We start from the raw sequence: 20,624 nt of genomic DNA, 5'->3' as shown, positions 1-20,624 counted from the left end.
GCATGGCACGTCTTGCAGCGCCTGCAACCTGGATCGTGGCATTGAGTCGCCAACGGGGACCATTGCGTCTTTACCAGTGGCTCTGGCTGCTGGTATGTGCGCTGGGTGCGCTGGCTGCGGCTGCGCCGCGCATTCTTTCGCAGCCGATCCGTTATGAAACGGTCGCGACGGTGCAGATTGACGCCGTTGGGCGCTACCATGAGTTGTATACCGACGGTCAACCAGACGATGATTACCGCGCTGTTGAGATGCAGGCGTTTGAGTTGCTCAGGGCGCGCCGCCCTGACCTCGGCGGTCCAACGTATGCGGTGCGTTTTGTGCCGTATTCTGATGGGCGGGTCGAGATCATTGCCATCGGGCGCGCGCCGCTCGAAGCGCAAGTGGTGGCGGACGAAGCGGCAGAAACGTTGGCGCGCGCGGTACGCGCCGCCGGTGGGCGCGAGATTCTGCGTAATCTGATGGGCTGGGAACTGACCGAAGCGCTCCAGGGTCGCCAGCCGGAAACAGCATTTCAGCGCCTGTTGCGCGAAATTATTCGGACGCAGGCGTTTCCCCTCAACCGGGCGGTCGAACCGGTATCGGCGTATATTACCGTTGATCAACTGCCGCAGGAAGAGTTGAGCGACCTGGCTCGCGCCCTGGAAGTGCGCGAGGCGCAGTTGACCCGTATCGATATTCCTGCGCTGGAAATACGCCGCACCACGGCGACCGGTGCGACGCTCCAACAGATCGACGCCGACCTGTTGCGGTTGACGGCGGGGCGGCAGGCGATCCGCGAAGCGCTGGCGTATCTGTACCGTAATCTGGGAGCAGCCTTCGCTCCCGACGCGCCGGGTGATGCCTATCGCGCCAGCCGCGCACCGCTGCCGGAACGTGCCGTTGATCGGCGTATTCCGCTCCTTCTTTCACTGGCGACGGTTGTCGGAGTGCTGTTCGGCGCGGCTGGCGTGGCGATTGATCGGAGCGCCGGCGCGATGCGCAAAGTCCTCGAACTTTGGGCGTATCGTGAACTGATCCGCAACCTGGTGCTGCGCGATTTGCAGGTGCGTTATAAAGGAAGCGCGCTCGGGTATCTCTGGACGCAACTCGCACCCCTCCTGCTGATGCTGGTCTTCTGGTTTGTCTTCAGCGCCTTCTTTCAGGCGGATATCGCCATGTTCCCAGTGTTCCTTCTGGTCGGCTTGCTGCCCTGGAACTTCGCCAGCGAGGCGGTGAACGGTGGGGCGCGCAGTGTGATCGACAACGCCGCGCTGGTCAAAAAAGTGTTCTTCCCGCGCGAGGTGCTGCCGCTGGTCGCGGTGCTCTCCAGCCTGGTGAATTTTGTGCTGTCGCTGCCGATGCTGCTGCTGGTGATGGCGGCGGTTCAGTGGATGTATGCGCCGCTGCGCGCTATCGGCGCCTGGACGAACTTCTCGTGGACATTTGTGTATCTGCCGGTGTTGATCGGCATTCAAACTATTTTTCTGGCAGGAGTGGCATTGTTCCTCAGCGCACTTGCGGTGCGCTACCGCGATACGGTCCACCTGATCGGCATTTTCATTCAGTTCTGGTTTTTTCTTACACCGGTCATCTATGCACTCGACCGGGTCGCCGGTCCGTTGGCGCAGCTGGTGCGCTGGCTGAACCCGATGGCGTCGCTGATCGAGTTCTACCGCGAAATCCTGTATGGCAACGCGGTTGCGTTCGGTCAGATTCCTACGCCAAACCTGCCTGCGCTCGACAGTGTGCTGCGCGTTCTGCTGACCGCCTTCGCAACGCTGGCGATCGGCTATTGGTACTTCCAGCGCCGTAGCGGTGAGTTCGGAGAACGGTTGTAGGGTTCGGGGTTACAAGGAGGAGGAACATGGTTCAACCTGCAACCTGCAACCTGCAACCTTCAACCTTCAGCGACCCGCAGCGCCCTCCGGTAACAATTATCATCCTCACGTGGAACGGGTTAGAGTACACTCGTCGCTGTATCGAGAGTATTCGCGCGCATACGAAGGGTATGGCGTATCACCTGTTGGTTGTGGACAATGGGAGCAGCGATGGGACACTGGAGTGGCTGCGCGCGCAGGACGACATCCGGGTAATTGCGAATGATCGCAACCTGGGATTCACGCGCGGCAACAATCAGGGCATGGCGGCGACTCCGCCGGATCACGATGTGCTATTGCTCAACAACGATACGCTGATCATCCAGGATTACTGGCTGGCGCACCTCAGCAATGTGGCGCACAGTCATCCAGAGTATGGCATCGTCGGATGCACGCTGTTGCACGCCAATGGACTGCTCCAGCATGCCGGAACGTATATGCCGGCAGATAGTTTCTGGGGGTATCAGATCGGAGGCGGTGAGACGTACATTGGGCAGTATCCGGGTGTGCGCGAAGTCGAAGGGATCACCGGCGCATGCATGTACATCCGACGCGATGTGCGCGCGCGGATCGGCGGCTTCGACGAGACGTACACGTCGTACTTTGAGGATACCGATTACTGTCTGCGAGCGCGCCAGGCGGGGTTCAAAGTCGTTTGCACCGGCGGTACGCAGGTGATCCACTACGAGAATACGAGCGCCAGGATCAACAATGCGTCGTGGCAGGCGATGTGGGACGAGGGACGCGAGATGTTTACCCGCAAATGGCGCACGTTTTACAACCAGAAATATCGTCGCGCTGTCGTCTGGCACTCGCTGGTGGCATCGCCATCCGGGTACGCCACCTCGTCGCGTGAACTGGTGATCGAACTCGACCGCTGCGCTATCGATGTGCGCCTGGCGTGCATCTGGGGGAATGATTTCACCGAGCCGCTGACCGGCGATCCGCGCATCGATCAGTTGCGCGCCCGTCTTAAGGACTCTCGTCTGCCCCAGGTGGTGTATCATCAGGGTGACTCTTTCATCAAGAATAGTGGACGCTATCGCATCGGCTATACGATGCTGGAAACCGACCGGTTGCCGGATGAGTGGGTCTACCAGGCGAACCAGATGGATGAAGTCTGGACGCCAACGCACTGGGGGGCTGAGGTCTTTTGCGCCAGCGGCGTCCGGCGTCCGATCTCTGTCGTTCCACTGGGGATCAACCCCGATTATTTTCACCCTGGCATCACCGGACATAAACCCGGCAATCGCTTTGTTTTTCTCTCGATCTTCGAGTGGATCGAACGCAAAGCGCCGGAACTGCTGATCCGCGCCTATCAGCAAACGTTTCGCCGCAGCGATGATGTGGTACTGCTGCTCAAAATCTTCAACCACGACCCCAGTCTTGATGTCGCCCGACGTATTGGCGACCTGATCCGCAGCGATGGTCCGCCGATTGTCGTTCTGCCGAATCAGCACGTTGCCGCCTATCAGGTTGGGTGTCTGTACCGCAGCGCCGATTGTTTCGTGCTGCCGACGCGCGGTGAGGGCTGGGGCATGCCTGCGCTGGAGGCAATGGCATGTGGTCTGCCGGTTATTTCGACCGCTTGGGGCGGGCAGACGGAGTTCCTCCATTCAGGTGTCGCCTATCCGCTTCGCATTCGTGGTCTTGTCCCGGCGGAAGCGCGCGCGCCGTACTACCGCGGGTTGCGCTGGGCTGACCCCGATTTCGATCATCTCTGTGCGTTGATGCGCCACGTGTATGAGCATCCCGACGAAGCGCGCGCAGTCGGGATGCGCGCTGCTGCGGAAGCTGCCGCGCGCTGGACGTGGTCGCACGCCGCAGCGAAGATTATCGAGCGCCTGGAAGCGATTGAGTGATGCACATCGGCGTTGACATTTCGCTCCTGCGAATTGCTCAGGCAGGCGTGCTGACCTATCATCGGTCGCTGCTCGACCATCTGGTGCGAGCCGGGCGTGATTGCCATTTTACGCTGATCGATGTGCTGCCGCTCAACCCTGGCCGTTCGATGCTGTGGCTGGCAGCCCTCGACTCGCCGAATGTGCGGGTCGTGCGTTGCCCCGGCGTTCGGCGTGGCTACCTGAGCGCGCTTCCTGCGTTTCGTGATGGAGTGGCGCATCCGATTGCGGCGCGGATCGACCGCATCCTCGATCCAATCTGGTCGCAACTGGCGGTCGCCGAGATGGGGCTGGAACTCAGGGGCGCCACGAGGTTCGTTGAGGTCTTTCATGCTTCCGATCAATTGCCTTATGCACCGCCTGGCGCTGCAACCGTGCTGACCATTCACGATCTGACCACCCGGCGCTTCCCCGATATGCATGTGGCGGAGAACGTTGCGTTGCATGCAGCCAAGGAGCGATTTGCCCGCGACCGCGCCGACCGGATTATTGCCGTGTCGGAAGCGACCCGCCGTGATATTGTGTGCGAACTGGGCATTCCGCCTGAGCGGATCAGTGTGGTGTATGAAGCCGCAGATGTGCGCTTTCGTCCACGCGCGCCGGATGAAACGTGTTCGGTTCTGGCGCGATACGATATAGCGCATGGCGCGTATGTGCTGAGTGTTGGCACGCTCGAGCCGCGCAAGAACTACATCCGTTTGATCGAAGCGTATGCCGTGTTGTGTGCGCGGTATGCCGCAGATGCGCGTCGTTTGCCGCCGTTGATTATTGCCGGCGGCTACGGCTGGAAGCACGACGCGATCCTCGCCGCGCCGGAACGCGCCGGAGTTGCCGGACAGGTCCGATTTATCGGGCGCATTCCCGATGACGACCTGCCTGCACTGGTTGCCGGGGCGCGCCTGTTTGTGTATCCTTCACTGTACGAAGGGTTTGGTCTTCCGCCGCTGGAGGCGCTTGCTTCAGGAACGCCGGTGGTGGTGGCAAACACCTCATCGCTGCCGGAGGTGGTTGGCGATGCCGGATTGTACTGCGATCCGTATCAGGTGAGCGATATTGCGCGCCAGATCGCTGCACTCCTGGACAGCGAGGACCTGGCGTTGCGGTTACGGCACGCTGGAATTGAACGCGCAAAGCAGTTCTCGTGGGAGCGCGCTGCCCGTGAAACGCTTGCAGTCTATGCGCAGGCGCGCGCTGAACGCTGTGCGAGGCGACGATGGCAATTTACTGGGTTCATTCCGACAGCGATGACGCGCTGACGTTGATGGCGGCGGTCGAACGCGCGCTGGAAATCGGCGATACAGGGACGCCGCCGGCGCCCGGCGCCGGTTCGCCCGCTACGCCTGCTAACTCGACAGACGCATATCTGCACGACAATCTGGCAATTGCGCGCGCGACGTGGTCGGTCGATCCGCACCGCATTGTGCAATCAAGGCGACCGGGTCTGGCGGCGGCGATCAATGCCTTCCAGCGCCTGGTGCGCCGGGCAACCTGGTGGTACACCCTCCCGCAATGGTTGCAGATCAGCGAGTTTCACGGTGCGGTCGTGCGCGCGCTCGATGCGTTGACCGAAAAGGAACGACGATTGGATATGCGCATCCGCGATATTGAACAGATGCGATTGCAGGCGCATTTGTTCGCTTTACAACAGCAAATTGCTGTGTTGCGCGCCGAACGCGCCGAACTTGAGCGCCGCATTGCGACGCTGGAAGCGCAGATGATCGCTCCGCATTTGGCAGGTCCCGATGGTGAACATCGTGTGAGTCGGGTTGATTCATAATGTTGTCTCGGCGTATCTGCGAGGCGGACGTACCACCTTTCCAATACGCGCACATACAGGCGCAAAGGTGCAAAGACTCTGCGAGCATACTCTTGTGGTGATGGCTCGTTTCCCTGACGCGCAAGGTTTGGGGTAAGACGCTGCGCCTTTCACCGCAGTGCGCCTTGTTGTGTTCATACCATGGCCTGCCCGGTGCTATAATTCCGATGGCGTATCGTAATTGGCGAAGAACACTTTTGTCCTTGATCGTCTTCTCTCAAAAACCGCTGCTCAGGGCGTGAAACCTTTCTCTTTTGGGCGCCGGATTGCCGCACAGCAATTGCATACCACGCTGGCACGTTATCACTGCCAGGAAGGACATTCACATGCCCGAGAACACGTCTGGCGGGTCATCGCGGCGAAAGATGACCCGACGGGAGTTATCTGCTCGCTACGATGAACTTCGCCGGCATTCGGCGCACCTGCGCGCTGCACTGTACAGTATCGGCGATGCCGTCATTATCACAAACATCGATGGGCGCATCAGTCTGATGAATCCTACTGCTGAGCGCCTGACCGGATGGGCTGAGCCTGAAGCGCTGGAAAGTCCGATCGAACAGATCTTTCGGATTGTGGATGAAGAAACCCGCGCGATGCTCGAAAGTCCGGTGGCGCGGGTCTTGCGCGAAGATGCCGTCGTGCGATTGAGTCCGCGCGCGGTGTTGATCAATCGCAACGGGCGCGCCATTCCGATTGGCGACACAAGCGCTCCCATCCGCACCGAATCCGGAGACGTCACCGGTGTTATTCTGATCTTCCAAGACCAAACATCGGTGCGAACTACCTTCCATGCCGTACAGCAGGCGCGCGAGTTCGCCGAGAACATCGTTGCTACGGTTCGTGAGCCGTTGCTCGTTCTTAGTCGCAACCTGCGCGTGGTCTCTGCCAATCGTGCTTTCTATCAGATGTTTCACACCACTCCCGCCGACACACTTCATCAGCACATTTACGAGATTGGTAATCGTCAGTGGGACATTCCTGAATTACGGCGGTTGCTGGAAGAGATTCTGCCGCACAATGCGCATTTCGACGGATACGAGGTGACGCACAATTTTGAGCATATCGGTCAGCGCACTATGCTGCTAAATGCGCGCCGCGTTCGGCATTCCGATGAATTCATCCTGCTGGCAATCGAAGACGTGACAGAACGGGTGCGCGCAGAGCAACGATTGCACATGCATCTTCGGCGGCTACGCGCATTGCGCACCATCGATCAGGCCATCATTTCCGCCCTCGATATGCGGGCAGTGCTCGATATTCTGCTCGATCAGGTCACTTCGTACCTGTACGTGGATGCTGCTTCCATCCTGCTGCTCGATCCATATGCGCAAACGCTCACCTATGCGGCTGAGCGTGGTGTGCGATCACGCGCGAACCAGCGCACGACGTTGTATACGGGCGAAGGGTATGCCGGTCGGGTCGTGCTTGATCGGCGGATGCTGTTCATCGCCGACCTCCGCGAGTCGGAGTTGGAACCCTCCTATGCGCCTGTGCTGCAACAGGAAGCGTTTGTGACCTATTGTGGCGTCCCGCTGATTGCGAAAGGTCAGGTGAAGGGTGTGCTGGAACTCTTTCTCCGCACCCGGCTCGATCCCGATCAGGACTGGTTCGATTTTCTGGAGACGCTGGCAGTGCAGGCAGCGATTGCAATCGACAGCGTCATTTTGTTCGAGACAATGCAGCGCTCGAACGCGCAGATGATTCTGGCATATGAAGCAACGATCCGGGGATGGGCGCACGCGCTCGACTTGCGCGACCGGGAGACGGAAGGGCATTCACAGCGAGTCACAGATCTGACGGTGCGGCTGGCACGGGCGGCAGGTCTGAGCGATGAGCAAATTGCCCATATTCGCCGTGGCGCGTTGCTCCACGATATTGGCAAACTCGGCGTACCCGACTCAATTCTGCGCAAGCCCGGTCAACTGACGGAAGAAGAATGGGCGGTAATGCACCAGCATCCCGATTACGCTTACACGATGCTCTCTCCTATCGAATACCTGCGCCCTGCGCTGGATATTCCCTACTCCCATCATGAGCGATGGGACGGCACGGGGTATCCACGCGGCTTGAAAGGTGAGCAGATTCCGCTGGCGGCACGTCTCTTCGCTGTGGCGGATGTATGGGATGCGCTTCAGTCCGACCGTCCGTATCGTGCGCGCTGGCAACGCGAAGAGGCGCTTGACTATATTCGATCACAGGCAGGAACGCACTTCGATCCCGATGTGGTCGCTCTTTTTTTGAAGGTCATCGGTGAAGCGCCGGACGATGCTGCTCCCTGATCCGTCGGTTCTCGCGTTCGAGAGCGCAGGGATCTCAGGGTGCGTTTTTCGTAGGCGAAGAGTGTTTGCCGCGTCCAGATGCCTTTTTATCCTCATCTCGGATCGCCCGTCGTGGAGGCTCTTGTTGGGGTGTTTGCCGCGTCTAGATGCCTTTTTATTCTCACCTCCCTGCCTCGTTCTCCCGTGAGGGATTTCAAGGACGGACAGCACGCCTGAGCATAGCGGGTATGCATGGCTGTGGGGGCGCCGTTGTACCCTCACCCTCTCTCCCCGCTCCCGCGCGAGGCGGCGGGGAGACCGGCGCCGTGCTCGAGTTCGTCCCATTGTGCCGGTGTTCGCTCGGGTGTTCGGTCCGCCCTTAGGCGTGAGGGAGCGGGAGGCGTTTGGGTATTCCGATACCTGAAACGGACGATGTACCACCTGCCACATTGTCCAGAGACGCCATTTCACGAAGGTGCGCATCACTCCCGCGGAATTGGCGCCCCTGGAGGGGCGTTGATGATTTCCGCCTCGATCTCTTCTTCCGCAGTGGCGACTGGTGTGCGGGTCGTTTCGCTGTCGGTCGCAAGCGGTTCGATCTCAAGGCGCTCCTCCGATGCTTCGTCCGCTTTTGCGAGCGCGTCCGTCTGGGCATGCTCATCTCCTACCGACATGCCCGGCGACAGATTCACAATAGCCACATTGTTGTCGGCATGCTCTTCCTCGTGATCGTGGTGATGCGCGATGCCGTATTCGGTGATCAGGCTGGCGCGTTTAATGCGTCGATCATATTCACGGTAGACCGCATCGGAAATGCGCTGGAATAGACCTGCCATATGCCTGCACCCTCCATCGAACTCGTTGCGATTGCAGGAACTATTATACCAGAGTCGGGGTTAAGGTTAGGGGGTGAGAATTAGGAGTTGGGCGCTCCGGGTATGCGTATGTCTGTGCTCGTATGCCGAGGTGTTCGAGGAAATGCCGCAGGAAGCGGAACTCCGACATATCTCTTGCTCGTGGAAGACAACCGGTGACCTGTGCCGAAGTCTGACGGTATATTCTCCAAATGGGGCAACACCAGGGCGCCGCATGCCGTACAGGAGCACACACGCTATCGGGACCTGGCAAGGAGCAGTCGGGATGGTCCTGCCAGACGGCAGTATTGGGTGCCGGGTGACGTATAGAGGAGCACAAACGATGATGTACGACCCGGAGAAACACCACCGCCGCAGCATCCGCCTGAAGGGGTACGATTATTCGCAGCCAGGAGCGTATTTTGTCACTGTTGTCACACATCGTCGCAAATGTTTGTTTGGCGATGTGGTGAACGGCGAAATGCGGTTGAATCGGTACGGCGAAATCGTTCAACACGCCTGGTTCGATTTGCCTCGCCATTATCCCCATGTCGAATTGGGCGCATTTTGTGTTATGCCCAATCATATCCATGGAATTATCATTATCAATGGCGAAAACGGCGAAAATGACGATAATGACGATAACGGCGTAAACGACGATAACGACGATAACGACGATAACGGCGTAAACGACGAAAATGACGATAACGGCGAAAATGACGATAACGGCGAAAATGACGATAACGGCGTAGGGGCAGGTCTCAGACCTGCCCCTACGTGGGCGTCGTCCGTCGAACGCGGGGGTGGGTCGGTGGAACGCGGGGCGTCGTCCGTCGAACGCGGGGGTGGGTCGGTGGAACGCGGGGGTGGGTCGGTGGAACGCGGGGCGTCGTCCGTCGAACGCGGGGCGTCGTCCGTCGAACGCGGGGGTGGGTCGGTGGAACGCGGGGCGTCGTCCGTCGAACGCGGGGGTGGGTCGGTGGAACGCGGGGCGTCGTCCGTCGAACGCGGGGGTGGGTCGGTGGAACGCGGGGCGTCGTCCGTCGAACGCGGGGGTGGGTCGGTGGAACGCGGGGGTGGGTCGGTGGAACGCGGGGCGTCGTCCGTCGAACGCGGGGCGTCGTCCGTCGAACGCGGGGGTGGGTCGGTGGAACGCGGGGCGTCGTCCGTCGAACGCGGGGGTGGGTCGGTGGAACGCGGGGCGTCGTCCGTCGAACGCGGGGGTGGGTCGGTGGAACGCGGGGGTGGGTCGGTGGAACGCGGGGCGCCGTCCGTCGAACGCGGGGGTGGGTCGGTGGAACGCGGGGCGTCGTCCGTCGAACGCGGGGCGCCGTCCGTCGAACGCGGGGGTGGGTCGGTGGAACGCGGGGCGTCGTCCGTCGAACGCGGGGGTGGGTCGGTGGAACGCGGGGCGTCGTCCGTCGAACGCGGGGGTGGGTCGGTGGAACGCGGGGCGTCGTCCGTCGAACGCGGGGGTGGGTCGGTGGAACGCGGGGCGTCGTCCGTCGAACGCGGGGGTGGGTCGGTGGAACGCGGGGCGTCGTCCGTCGAACGCGGGGGTGGGTCGGTGGAACGCGGGGCGTCGTCCGTCGAACGCGGGGGTGGGTCGGTGGAACGCGGGGCGTCGTCCGTCGAACGCGGGGGTGGGTCGGTGGAACGCGGGGCATCACCCACCGACCCTGACCCGTCCATGGCGCGTCATTCGTTATCTGAAATCGTGCGTGCCCTCAAATCATTTTCTGCGCGGCGGATCAATGACATCCGTCAGACCCCCGGCGTCCCTGTCTGGCAGCGGAATTATCATGACCGCATTATTCGCAATGCGATAGAATACCACTACGTTCACCGTTACATTGAGACCAATCCTGTCCGTTGGATGAAAGACAGAAACAATCCGCGAAAACGGCCATAATGCGCCTTGCAGTGTCGATCTGTGGCATTTCTTGGAGGAACGAGACACTTGCACGTGAAGAGAAGCGTGCAGAAGCAACTGAGATGTACGGCTGCACCTTCAGCATGCCTGCTCGACGCCATGATGTCGCGTCCTTGCGCATCGCTATCGCAGCCGGGATGTACGGTTGCACCTTCAGAGTGCCTGCGCTTTCAGAGGAATGCACAGGTGTTCATAACTAACCTGCAATAGAGCGCTGTAAGGTCTGTGATCTGTGTGCGGACGACTCGAATACCGGTACCGTCGCAGCGGTACGACTGGTGGACAGGGTTTTTGCCGAACAAGCGGGTGCGGTGGAACGCGGTACAACACATACCGTCGCAGCGGTACGACTGGTGGACAGGGTTTTTGCCGACTATCCATCGACATACGCCGCGCGTCCATTGGCAGCCATTGCTTCATTGCCCGTATGCGCATCATCTGCCAGTGCCGGCGATTGACCGGCGGTTTCGGCGTACCCGCCAATACTGAATTCCTGTGCCCATGCCTGGACATCGGGCCAGTCGCGCAGCGCCAGTTCTACGACCTGATCAGGACGCCACAGGCTGCGCAGATAGGACAGGTCGATCGTTTGGGGATGAAGACTGGCAATGGGCATGACCGTCGTGGTTTCGCCTTTGCCCCACTGTTCTTCCTGACCCGGACCAATCGGCAGCGCCAGTTCGTAGCAATGAATCACATCAGGATGTTTTGCCCGATCCACCAGCGTGTCGGCGATCTCGCAGACGCGCACATGATCGACAAGCGCAGCGAGGAGTTCATCGGTCATGCGTGAGCGTACTGAAATCTGCACCAGGCGCGGGTAGAGCAGCCATTCGTCGGGCGCCCCGGCGTCGGCGCGCTTCGGGCCCCGGATTTGCAAGTAGCCGCGGATGGCCATCTTCGACCGTTCGCCCTCGCCGCGCCCCCAACGCAAACCGATCCCTGCTTCGATGGTTGCAGCAATGTTGCGCGGCGACAGACTGGCAGCCACGGTTGTCGCTACCGGACCGCTGGTGACCGGAAAGAACCGTATCTGCTCGCCAAGATTCCAGTGCCGGACGATCTGCGCCGCTGCGCCCTGACGCGGATGCCGGATCTCCATCTGCGGAATGCCTGCCTGGGAGATGAACCGATCAAATTCGTCGTCGCGCCCCACTTCGGCATACCAACCGACATGCGAGACGAACCGTCCGCTGCCGGGAGTGAGCCGCGCTTCGTTCTTGCCGTTCGCCCACTGAATGGTCATCGCGTCGGTGAACTGGCGGATTTTGTTGCGACCAATCGCCATGGCTGCCTCGCTGTCGTACAGATATTCGTACATTTGTTCTGATTATAAGCGATACAGGTCATAATGTCAATGTCTTTTCGCAGACAGGAGCAGAATGAGCACAGGTGTGATCCGGCAGAAGGAAGGTTGGGACGCGCCGGTACGTATGAAAGCATGTGAATGTATACCGAACGATTGCCTGCAATGATCATCCGCAGGCAACGGTCGCATCCGTGTGAACTCGTGATCTCTTCATCGGATTCAATTGGAGGAAGGTGCAGTGTGGATCACGCGGATCGTGGTCAGTTCCACTGCGGTTTGATCCCGTACCGGCAATCGCACTCCCGTTTCAGCGTCATAGAGACCGATCAGCAGGCGGTACTCGCCTTCTGGAAGTGGTGGCAATGGCATGTCGCCGCGATCAATGACGAGTTCGCCCACGCGCCAGCGACTCGTTGGATAGTCGTCGAGACGGAGGGGCAGGTCGCGTTGAGCAACGCGCTGATCGTACTGATTGTTGATATGGATGAAGAGAACAAGATTGCGATCCATGCGAGTAAGCGCGCGCCAGTAGAGATTAAGTTGCAATGACTGACCGGGCGCAAAGATACGAAGGTTTGCGCCTTCCAGCGGGGTAATGCGCGACCGGAGATCGCCGGGTTGCAGTTCGTATCCAAGCAGATCAATGCTGTCGCCAAAACGTGCAGAGCGCCGCGTGAACGGTATCAGGTCAATACGCTCCCCCATATCCAGCACAATTCCGCCAGGACCCGGCTGCAATCCAAGATCGCGCGGCGGCATGACCAACAATGGCATGCCGCTTTCCAGCAGACGGGCGTAATTCTCCTGATTGCGGCGCCGATCCTCGTTCAGCAGAAGATAGCGATAGCCGCGCGACAAGTACCACTCTGGAGGATGGTCGCTGACGCTGTCGACGGGATGCACAACCGGATCGTTCGCCCACTGAACGGGATTTGCTTCAACAGCCGCGAGCATTCCTCGTGGTTCAGCGCGGATTACGTCTGCTGCCTGAACCAGCGTATACGGTCTGCTCCAGTAGGAGAGGCGCCAGGTGGTTTCTTGAATCTGCGGCGCAATCAGCGCGCTCGCTCCCAGGATAATGGGAAGCGTCATGAGCACACGGTTTGACACCGTTTGCGGTTTCATTGGCTGCGAGTTCAGGCACTGCAATCGCCCGATGGCTCTGCCCAGACTGATCGTTGCACCGGAAGCCAGAAGAATAAGCAGCGGAAAGACCGGCAGCGTGTTGCGCATAAAATGGACCGTTTGCGGCGCCAGAGGCGCAAGCCCAACCAGGATGGCGGCAATCAGAATCATCGTCTGCCGTGGCGCACAGCGCGCCAGAAACGGCAAACCTGCCGCCATCAGCAGGACGCCCGACGGCAACAAGCCGTCCTCCCAGAAAAATCGTGCATATCCATCCAGGCGCCAGGCGCCGCTGAAGTCGCCCTGTCCTTCGTTCGTGGCGTACTGGGTCATTGTGCTGGCAATGCTCCGGCGGAACGATGACATATCGAGGATTGCGAATGGCGTGGTCAGCGCAAAGACGATGAGCGCGAGACCGGCCGCAACTGCGATGCCTCTGATGTGCGCTGTCACTTCGGAGCGTGTCAGTTCGCCTGTGGTGCGCGAATCGATCAGGCGCGCGGCAACAGCCGCTCCTAGCGCCAGACCGACAACCCCTGCCTGATATTTCGTTCCGGCAGCAAGACCGGTCGCAATCCCGGTCAACACATAATCGCGCAATCTGCCGCGCTCGGCGACATTCCATATGCCCAGCAGCGCCAACGTCGTCCATAGACCGGTTGGCGCATCGGTGGTGATAAAGTGCGCATGTTGCACGTGGTATTCCGCAACACTGAGTGTCAGCGCTGCGAGGTATGCTGAAGGTGCATCGAACATTCGCCGCGCCAGTATGTAGATGAGGGGAACGGTCGCTGCCCCCAGGATCGCGATCAGCGCGCGCAACCAGATGTACAGATCTGGCGCCAGAGTGAAGAGATATGTCTTGAGCGGCAGATCGGCGATCGATGCATAGATGCCGGTTGCTATGCCCCATTGCGCATGGAGAAAGACGACGCCCGCCAGCAAGTAGAAAGAGAGCGATGGATACACGAATCGTCGCGGATTCCAGTCGCCCTCCTGCACCATACGCACCACTGTTTCGACCAGGGCGGGCTCGTCGGGATGTTCAACATAGGGCAATCCCCAATTGAGCGCCCAAATGCGCGGCGCCAGTGCGATAAGGAACAGCGCGACAAGTGTGCGTTTCATGGTGCAATCGGCTTATACGCTCTGTGAACGGTTTGCGGCAAGAAATTCCTTGACCAGGTGCATAAATTCTGCCGGGCGCTCGTCCTGCACCGAGAGGCGGGCTTTATCGACAACTGCGAGACGCGCGCACGGATTGCGCGCCAGGAACGCATCGGCGCTGCGCAATGGGGTCAGGTCGGCGTAACGCCCCCACACCAGCAGGATTGGTTGGTGCAGTTGCGCAAACGCTTCCCGCACATCGCAGTTGAGCAACCCGGTCAGGAAACAGATTGGCGCCCATTTTGCGCCTGCCTGGTATGCGGCGCGGTAGAACCCTTCGATCAGATGATCATCCACCACTGAGGGATCGTAGTACGATTGGGTGCGCAAAAAATACGCGATACTCGGACGACTTGCCAGCGCGCGGAAGATCAGATCGCCCAGTGGACCGGCGAGCACCTCGTAACTCCACCCGCGCCGTTGCGGTTGCGCCAGGTTGCGGATGCCGGTCGGGCAGATCAGGGTGAGCGGACCAAACAACCCCGGATGGCGGGCAGCCGCGCGAATGGTGTATGCCGCGCCGAGCGAACTGGCGATCACCGTTGCGCCTTTCCCCACGACATCGCGCGCGAAGTCGCCGATCAGGTCGATGTAGTCGTCGGCGTTATAGGCGCGTCGTGGATGGTCCGAGCCGCCGAACCCAAGAAAATCGAGCGCAAACACCTGATGATCGCTCCGCAATGCAGCAAATGGACGCCGCATCTCGAATGACGAGGCAGCGGCATTGATGCTATGAATCAGCAGAATGGGTGAACCGGCGCCTGCGGTGTAGTATGCCACCTGATAGTTGCGCCACCGGTAGAACTGTCGCGGCGCATCGACCGGATATCCGTTGATGCTCATTGATTTCTCATTTCCATGAGGCTGTTGAAGCCATACGATTACAGTATACTCTGAAGAGTATCGGTGTGTGTCGGCTGATCAGGCGATGTGAGTGCGGTGTGTGACGGCGCGCGAACCCACACGGATCGTCCCGAAATCCAGTGTCCTGGCATCGCACACAATCGCCCACACGTTATCGAAAATAACGTTGCGCTATGCCCATGCAGTTTCTCCCATTCCTGATCGTGATCGCACTTGGTATGCCTCTTGCACGGCTGGCGTCCTCTGAGCCACAGCGACCGGCGCTCCCCGGTCAGGGGCGTATTCTCTTTGCTGCGGCGCGTGGCGACAATGGCGCCTTCGACATTTTCAGCGCCGATCTCGCTGGCGAACGGGCGGCGAATCTCACAGCCGACCCATATCCTGATCGCAGCCCTTCCTGGTCGCCCGATGCCAACCATGTTGTGTTCGCCAGTCGGCGTGGCGACAACTGGGACCTGTATGTGATGCGCGCCGACGGCAGCGATCTCCGGCGCTTGACCAATCATCCTGCCTACGACGGCGAACCGTCCTGGTCGCCCGATGGTCGCCGGGTTGCGTTTACCAGCATGCGCGACGGCAACCCTGAGATTTATACGCTCGACCTTATCGGCGGCGATGCCCGGCGCATCACCACTCATCCTGCTGCCGATGCACAACCGACGTGGTCGCCGGACGGACGACGCATTGCGTTTACTTCCTGGCGCGACGGTAATCAGGAGATTTATATTGCCGACGCGGAGAGCGGCGCGGTGATCAATCTGACGAATCACCCCGCGCCGGATCACAGCCCGGCGTGGTCGCCGGACGGGGGGCGTATTGCGTTCATTTCGGACCGCGATGGCGGCGGCAATTTACACATTCGTGATCTGATCACCGGTGAAGAACTGCGCGCCGGACCGGACAATCTGGGGTTGCGCGATCCGGCGTGGACGCCAGGCGGCGGTTTGATGGCGGTTGCGCCGTGGGCGCTTGGAGGACGCCGCTTCTTTTCACGGCAGGGGGTTGCGCTGTTCAGTCCCGGAATGCCGGGTGGGACGTTCGTGGTTGCTAGCCTGCACGGGTATGCCGATCCATCCTGGAGTAATCGCGCGGTCACGCCGCTCCTGCCGGACGAGCGCTGGCTGGAGGGTCGCTCGTTTGATGCAACTGCACCGCCGGTCGATGTGGCATCTCTTCCACGTGGCATGGTGGCGCTTGGTGATGTGCGCGCTGGCGGTATTCCGGCGCTGGCTGCGGCGGTCAAACCATCGTTTGACGCGCTGCGCCGGGATGTGATCGAAGCCAGTGGGTATGATTTCCTGGGACAGTTGAGCGAAGCATCGCGCGCGGTCGATTTTCAGAATGGCACATCATCGTTCACCAGCTGGCATAAAGCCGGGCGGGCATTTGATACGCGCTGGGATTATCGGGTCAACGGACAGCAAATCCTTTACATCTCGCCCGAATGGCGCGCTGGTCGGCTCTTCTGGCGTCTGTATTTGCGCACATCTCGTCAGGATGGAAGTATGGGAGAGCCGCTGACCGCGCCAGTTTTCGATGTGCAGAACCGGCGATTGCTGCCGCCGCCAGCAGGGTATTTCGTCGATTTCACGGCGCTCGCCGCCGCGCACGGCTGGAATCGGATTGCAGCGCAGGAGCGCGATACCTTCGATTGGCGCACTCAGATCCTGGCGCTCGAATACTGGCACTTTGAGCGCCGCGACGGATTGAGTTGGTACCAGGCGATGCGCCTGGTGCACGACGATCAAACACTGGAGCGCATCTTTACCATCGAACGGGTACTGGAAGCCGGTGCGCGACCGCAATTCTTTCCGTTCCTGGGGCTGCCGTGGGCGCAATTGCCGCCCCCCGTTGCAGGTCCGATCTCCCTGCCAATGGGACGTCGGCAGTAGGAGACAATCGCTCTCAGGCGAAGTGCGTCTCTACTGCCGAAACGACTTCTGCTGCGAGTTGCACCGCACTGTCGGCGATTTCCTGGTTGTAGACGTTAGCCGGAATGTCGCCTGGAAGACCATTGGGATAGCGCGTAGGAATGTAATAACTGTCGAGAATTCCCCAACGGGACAGCGTTTGTTGAAAGTTGGGATCGTAGACTCCGGCGCGAGCGCATAGTTGACGCACCGAATGACCAATCACCAACTCTTCTCCTTGTGCGTAGAGGAATGCCTTCAGCGCCTTTTCGGCCACCTGCTGCGCAAGAAAGCATGCCAGATACCAGGCGCCCTGATCACGCAGATGGCGACACCAGTGGAGATCGATCTGGGCTTGCTGGAGCCAGCGCGCGCCCTCAATGTTCGGGTCTTTTCTCATAAAGTGTCTTTCCTGTCGCCAGAGCATGGCGAAGAAAGGATTGATCACGCATGCGCTCTATTTCTTCCGGCGTATAAACCAGGAGATCGACCGGCGCTTCGATGTGCAGATGCTGCATCAGGTCAACCGTGCGGGACACGAAGTCCAGCGATGTCTCCATGACGACCAGAAGATCCAGATCGGTGAACAAATCGCGACGACCGGCGGCATACGAGCCGAACAGGATGACCCGATGCACTGTCGGCATGGCGCTCAATTGAGCCACCATCGTGTGCAGGGTGCGCTCCAGCACAGCAACATGACGTTCGCGAGCCAGTGACAGATCGGTCATGGGCGTATTATACTGCGGAAGCGCGCATCCAGGAAACGCCGCAGATGATCCACGAAGGACGCGCAGGCGCACAAAGGACGAGGTCCTTCGCCTTTCCCGGCAGGCAACCCCGGCGCCCTTCCGCCTTCCCGTCTTTCCCAAGACGTCTGCGGTTGCGGCAGCACGCCGCAAGTGGGCAATGCTCCGTGCCGCCCGCGCCTTCTCCGGCGCGACGCCGCGCACAGTTCCGTCCTCAACGGTCGAGGAGGCTCCCACCTTTCACCTTCGCACCACTCGCCGCTTGCCGCTCGCCGCTTGTCGCTCACCGGTCCGTCGGCAATCCATTCACCTTCGCACCGCTCGCCGCTTGTCGCTCACCGGTCCGTCGGCAATCCGTGCACCAGGTGATTGACCGGTCCGTACCCCTTGCCGATAGCCGGGGCATGGACGATAGCCTCGTGGAGGTAGGCGTGCGCCTGACGCACCGCCTGTTCGACCAGCAAGCCACGCGCGATCAGGGCGGCGATGGCAGCGGCGTAGGTGCAGCCGGTACCATGGGTGTGGTTTGTCTCAAGGCGCTGCGCGCGCAGTTCGACAAAGCGCTCACCATCGTACAGCAGATCGACAACGTCGTCTCCTGCCAGGTGCCCTCCCTTGAGCAGGACGTACCGTGGACCCAGCGCGTGCAGGTCGCGCGCGGCGTCCGCCATGTCGTGTTCATCGGTCACCTGGCGGTTCAGCAGCACCGAGGCTTCCGGCAGGTTCGGCGTGATGACTAAAGCCAGCGGCAGCAGGCGCTCACGCAGGGTTGTGATGGCGTCTTCCTCCAGTAGACGCGCGCCGCTCTTTGCAACCATCACCGGGTCGATGACCAGGCGCTCGATGCGGTAACGCGCGAGTGTATCGGCGACTGCTTCGATGATGGCGGCATTGCCGAGCATACCGGTTTTGACGGCATCGGCGCCAATATCGTCGAGCACGGCTTCGATCTGCGCAACGACTATGGTCGGCTCGAGCAGAACAACTGCGCGTACTTCCAGGGTGTTTTGTGCGGTAATGGCGGTGATGGCGCTTGCGCCGTAGACGCCGTGCGCCATGAAGGTTTTCAGGTCTGCCTGAATGCCTGCTCCGCCGCCGGAGTCGGAGCCGGCGATTGTCAATGCTCGTGGTATCATAAGGTGCTCCTTACCATACAATGAGTATCGTCAGCAACAGTGCAACGCCAATCAGTGCTCCATCCCGCCATCCGAGCCGGTAGTCGCGCAGTGGTGTGCGCTGCGGGCTGCCGAAGCCGCGCGTTTCCAAACCTTCTGCCAGATCATCGGCGAAGCGCATCACGCTGAGCAGAAGCGGCGTCAACAGGAGCGGTCCGTTGCGCAGGAGATGCCGCCCGTCGAAGCGAATGCCGCGACTCGCTTGCGCTTCATACACTTCGCGCGCCAGCGTCCCCATCATTGGCGTGAAGCGCAGCGCTCCTTCCAGCAGAAACGCGATCTGCGACGGCACGCCGCTCGCCAGGAGCGCATCTCCCAGTTCTTCTGGCGGCGTGACGCCAAAGAACAGGACTCCTGCGCCGACAAGCGCTGTCAGACGCAACGCAGCGCCAATCGCTGCATCGAAACCGCCGCTCCATCCGGCAACCAGTGCAAAGAGCATGAGTGTCGGCGTCAGCGCCTTCATCACCTGCAACCAGCGCCGCCCCAGTCCGATTCCAATCAGCAAGAGTGCCAGCCCGCCGCTGAGGAAAGCAAGTCGGATCAGGTCGGTGCTCAGAATGATCGCTGCTGAGCCGATCAGGTACGATAGCGCTTTCGCGCGTGGATCAAAGCGTGAAGCCATTGTCATAACCCGGGCAAAGGCGTCGCTCTCGTGGTCTTTGAGTCATTGATTCTGGTATCATTCAGTAGTCTGTGGCTTGTGTAAAGAAATCAACCCGGTAGACCTGTGCTGCAACGTCGCGCACCTTTGGGCTGCGGGCTCAAGTCCTCGCTCAGGACGGGGAAGCCCTGAAGGGGCTTGCATGAGCTCAGCCAGGGCTTCAGCCGGCAGCGTTCCGGCAATTTGGCGCCTCGCTGCAATTGCCGCGTTATGTGCGCAGCTCAGCCAGGGCTTCAGCCCGCAGCGTTCCGGCAATGCCGAACGGTTTCCTTGCGCACCTTTGGGCTGCGGGCTCAAGTCCTCGCTCAAGACGGGGAAGCCCCGAAGGGGCTGGCATGAGCTCAGCCAGGGCTTCAGCCCGCAGCGTTCCGGCAATGCCGAACGGTTTCCTTGCGCACCTTTGGGCTGCGGGCTCAAGTCCTCGCTCAGGACGGGGAAGCCCCGAAGGGGCTTGCATGAGCTCAGCCAGGGCTTCAGCCCGCAGCGTTCCGGCAATGCCGAACGGTTTCCTTGCGCACCTTTGGGCTGCGGGCTCAAGTCCTCGCTCAAGACGGGGAAGCCCCGAAGGGGCTTGCATGAGCTCAGCCAGGGCTTCAGCCCGCAGCGTTCCGGCAATGCCGAACGGTTTCCTTGCGCACCTTTGGGCTGCGGGCTCAAGTCCTCGCTCAAGACGGGGAAGCCCCGAAGGGGCTGGCATGAGCTCAGCCAGGGCTTCAGCCCGCAGCGTTCCGGCAATGCCGAACGGTTTCCTTGCGCACCTTTGGGCTGCGGGCTCAAGTCCTCGCTCAGGACGGGGAAGCCCCGAAGGGGCTTGCATGAGCTCAGCCAGGGCTTCAGCCCGCAGCGTTCCGGCAATTTGGCGCCTCGCTGCAATTGCCGCGTTATGTGCGCAGCTCAGCCAGGGCTTCAGCCCGCAGCGTTCCGGCAATGCCGAACGGTTTCCTTGCGCACCTTTGGGCTGCGGGCTCAAGTCCTCGCTCAGGACGGGGAAGCCCCGAAGGGGCTTGCATGAGCTCAGCCAGGGCTTCAGCCCGCAGCGTTCC

General features: G+C 60.5%; 15 protein-coding genes. 7 read left to right on the top strand and 8 right to left on the bottom strand.

The window, feature by feature from the left end:
* Positions 1 to 2 precede the first annotated feature (2 nt).
* The 5 genes from RCAS_RS21470 to RCAS_RS21450 all read left to right on the top strand — a co-directional run bounded on the left by RCAS_RS21470 (position 3) and on the right by RCAS_RS21450 (position 7,852).
* A complete protein-coding gene (locus RCAS_RS21470) occupies positions 3 to 1,817 on the top strand; it encodes an ABC transporter permease (protein WP_157042729.1) in 1,815 nt (604 codons plus the stop codon).
* 26 nt (positions 1,818 to 1,843) lie between these two features.
* Positions 1,844 to 3,718, top strand: coding sequence for a glycosyltransferase (locus tag RCAS_RS21465; protein WP_012122590.1), 1,875 nt, complete (start codon positions 1,844 to 1,846; stop codon positions 3,716 to 3,718).
* Complete coding sequence (locus RCAS_RS21460; protein ID WP_012122589.1) at positions 3,718 to 5,013, top strand: glycosyltransferase family 4 protein; 1,296 nt, start codon at positions 3,718 to 3,720, stop codon at positions 5,011 to 5,013. Before RCAS_RS21465 ends, RCAS_RS21460 begins: the two co-directional genes overlap by 1 nt.
* On the top strand, positions 4,971 to 5,534 hold the full coding sequence (locus RCAS_RS21455; RefSeq protein ID WP_198135969.1) for a coiled-coil domain-containing protein: 564 nt from the start codon (positions 4,971 to 4,973) through the stop codon (positions 5,532 to 5,534). Before RCAS_RS21460 ends, RCAS_RS21455 begins: the two co-directional genes overlap by 43 nt.
* 365 nt (positions 5,535 to 5,899) lie before the next feature.
* A complete protein-coding gene (locus RCAS_RS21450; RefSeq protein ID WP_012122587.1) occupies positions 5,900 to 7,852 on the top strand; it encodes an HD domain-containing phosphohydrolase in 1,953 nt (650 codons plus the stop codon).
* 461 nt (positions 7,853 to 8,313) lie between these two features.
* On the opposite strand, the gene RCAS_RS21445 is transcribed toward RCAS_RS21450, so the two are convergent.
* Positions 8,314 to 8,667 carry a hypothetical protein gene (locus tag RCAS_RS21445; RefSeq protein ID WP_012122586.1) on the bottom strand — a complete coding sequence of 118 codons (354 nt, stop codon included), beginning with the start codon at positions 8,665 to 8,667 and terminating at the stop codon, positions 8,314 to 8,316.
* Between the two features lie 304 nt (positions 8,668 to 8,971).
* Here RCAS_RS21445 and RCAS_RS23525 point away from each other — a divergent pair, with 304 nt between their 5' ends.
* Positions 8,972 to 10,597 (top strand): transposase, encoded by a 1,626-nt coding sequence (locus tag RCAS_RS23525; protein ID WP_157042728.1) that lies wholly within the window; start codon positions 8,972 to 8,974, stop codon positions 10,595 to 10,597.
* A gap of 394 nt (positions 10,598 to 10,991) precedes the next feature.
* On the opposite strand, the gene RCAS_RS21435 is transcribed toward RCAS_RS23525, so the two are convergent.
* The 3 genes from RCAS_RS21435 to RCAS_RS21425 all read right to left on the bottom strand — a co-directional run bounded on the left by RCAS_RS21435 (position 10,992) and on the right by RCAS_RS21425 (position 15,062).
* Positions 10,992 to 11,939 (bottom strand): hypothetical protein, encoded by a 948-nt coding sequence (locus tag RCAS_RS21435; protein ID WP_012122585.1) that lies wholly within the window; start codon positions 11,937 to 11,939, stop codon positions 10,992 to 10,994.
* A gap of 207 nt (positions 11,940 to 12,146) precedes the next feature.
* The gene (locus RCAS_RS21430) at positions 12,147 to 14,180 is read right to left on the bottom strand and encodes a glycosyltransferase family 39 protein (protein ID WP_012122584.1); all 2,034 of its coding nucleotides are present in this window, start codon (positions 14,178 to 14,180) and stop codon (positions 12,147 to 12,149) included.
* Positions 14,181 to 14,192: 12 nt separating this feature from the next.
* Positions 14,193 to 15,062: an alpha/beta fold hydrolase gene (locus RCAS_RS21425; RefSeq protein WP_012122583.1), complete on the bottom strand. Its 870-nt coding sequence runs from the start codon at positions 15,060 to 15,062 to the stop codon at positions 14,193 to 14,195.
* Positions 15,063 to 15,256: 194 nt separating this feature from the next.
* Between RCAS_RS21425 and RCAS_RS21420 the strand changes: the two genes are divergently transcribed.
* Complete coding sequence (locus RCAS_RS21420) at positions 15,257 to 16,975, top strand: DPP IV N-terminal domain-containing protein (protein WP_012122582.1); 1,719 nt, start codon at positions 15,257 to 15,259, stop codon at positions 16,973 to 16,975.
* Between the two features lie 13 nt (positions 16,976 to 16,988).
* Here the strand turns inward: RCAS_RS21420 and RCAS_RS21415 are convergent, their stop codons facing one another.
* The 4 genes from RCAS_RS21415 to RCAS_RS21400 form a co-directional block, all read right to left on the bottom strand.
* The gene (locus tag RCAS_RS21415) at positions 16,989 to 17,393 is read right to left on the bottom strand and encodes a HEPN domain-containing protein (RefSeq protein WP_012122581.1); all 405 of its coding nucleotides are present in this window, start codon (positions 17,391 to 17,393) and stop codon (positions 16,989 to 16,991) included.
* The gene (locus RCAS_RS21410) at positions 17,371 to 17,724 is read right to left on the bottom strand and encodes a nucleotidyltransferase domain-containing protein (protein WP_041332237.1); all 354 of its coding nucleotides are present in this window, start codon (positions 17,722 to 17,724) and stop codon (positions 17,371 to 17,373) included. Before RCAS_RS21410 ends, RCAS_RS21415 begins: the two co-directional genes overlap by 23 nt.
* A 353-nt stretch (positions 17,725 to 18,077) precedes the next feature.
* Entirely contained in the window at positions 18,078 to 18,878 is an 801-nt protein-coding gene (gene thiD / locus RCAS_RS21405) for a bifunctional hydroxymethylpyrimidine kinase/phosphomethylpyrimidine kinase (protein WP_012122579.1), read from the bottom strand.
* A gap of 10 nt (positions 18,879 to 18,888) precedes the next feature.
* Positions 18,889 to 19,542: an energy-coupling factor transporter transmembrane component T family protein gene (locus tag RCAS_RS21400; protein WP_012122578.1), complete on the bottom strand. Its 654-nt coding sequence runs from the start codon at positions 19,540 to 19,542 to the stop codon at positions 18,889 to 18,891.
* Positions 19,543 to 20,624: the final 1,082 nt, after the last annotated feature.

The sequence above is a fragment of the Roseiflexus castenholzii DSM 13941 genome (genome assembly GCF_000017805.1).
GTDB lineage: Bacteria > Chloroflexota > Chloroflexia > Chloroflexales > Roseiflexaceae > Roseiflexus > Roseiflexus castenholzii.
Note: the sequence above shows the minus strand (reverse complement) of the source record. Positions and strands in the feature narration are given on the sequence as shown.

What these genes read in the sequence shown, in the direction of transcription:
- RCAS_RS21410 (WP_041332237.1), bottom strand. Translation starts at nt 17,724, where the DNA reads ATGACCGATCTGTCACTGGCTCGCGAACGTCATGTTGCTGTGCTGGAG.
- RCAS_RS23525 (WP_157042728.1), top strand. Translation starts at nt 8,972, where the DNA reads ATGGTCCTGCCAGACGGCAGTATTGGGTGCCGGGTGACGTATAGAGGA.
- RCAS_RS21400 (WP_012122578.1), bottom strand. Translation starts at nt 19,542, where the DNA reads ATGGCTTCACGCTTTGATCCACGCGCGAAAGCGCTATCGTACCTGATC.
- RCAS_RS21415 (WP_012122581.1), bottom strand. Translation starts at nt 17,393, where the DNA reads ATGAGAAAAGACCCGAACATTGAGGGCGCGCGCTGGCTCCAGCAAGCC.
- RCAS_RS21420 (WP_012122582.1), top strand. Translation starts at nt 15,257, where the DNA reads ATGCCCATGCAGTTTCTCCCATTCCTGATCGTGATCGCACTTGGTATG.
- RCAS_RS21460 (WP_012122589.1), top strand. Translation starts at nt 3,718, where the DNA reads ATGCACATCGGCGTTGACATTTCGCTCCTGCGAATTGCTCAGGCAGGC.
- RCAS_RS21430 (WP_012122584.1), bottom strand. Translation starts at nt 14,180, where the DNA reads ATGAAACGCACACTTGTCGCGCTGTTCCTTATCGCACTGGCGCCGCGC.
- RCAS_RS21465 (WP_012122590.1), top strand. Translation starts at nt 1,844, where the DNA reads ATGGTTCAACCTGCAACCTGCAACCTGCAACCTTCAACCTTCAGCGAC.
- RCAS_RS21425 (WP_012122583.1), bottom strand. Translation starts at nt 15,062, where the DNA reads ATGAGCATCAACGGATATCCGGTCGATGCGCCGCGACAGTTCTACCGG.
- RCAS_RS21470 (WP_157042729.1), top strand. Translation starts at nt 3, where the DNA reads ATGGCACGTCTTGCAGCGCCTGCAACCTGGATCGTGGCATTGAGTCGC.
- thiD (WP_012122579.1), bottom strand. Translation starts at nt 18,878, where the DNA reads ATGATACCACGAGCATTGACAATCGCCGGCTCCGACTCCGGCGGCGGA.
- RCAS_RS21450 (WP_012122587.1), top strand. Translation starts at nt 5,900, where the DNA reads ATGCCCGAGAACACGTCTGGCGGGTCATCGCGGCGAAAGATGACCCGA.
- RCAS_RS21435 (WP_012122585.1), bottom strand. Translation starts at nt 11,939, where the DNA reads ATGTACGAATATCTGTACGACAGCGAGGCAGCCATGGCGATTGGTCGC.
- RCAS_RS21445 (WP_012122586.1), bottom strand. Translation starts at nt 8,667, where the DNA reads ATGGCAGGTCTATTCCAGCGCATTTCCGATGCGGTCTACCGTGAATAT.
- RCAS_RS21455 (WP_198135969.1), top strand. Translation starts at nt 4,971, where the DNA reads ATGGCAATTTACTGGGTTCATTCCGACAGCGATGACGCGCTGACGTTG.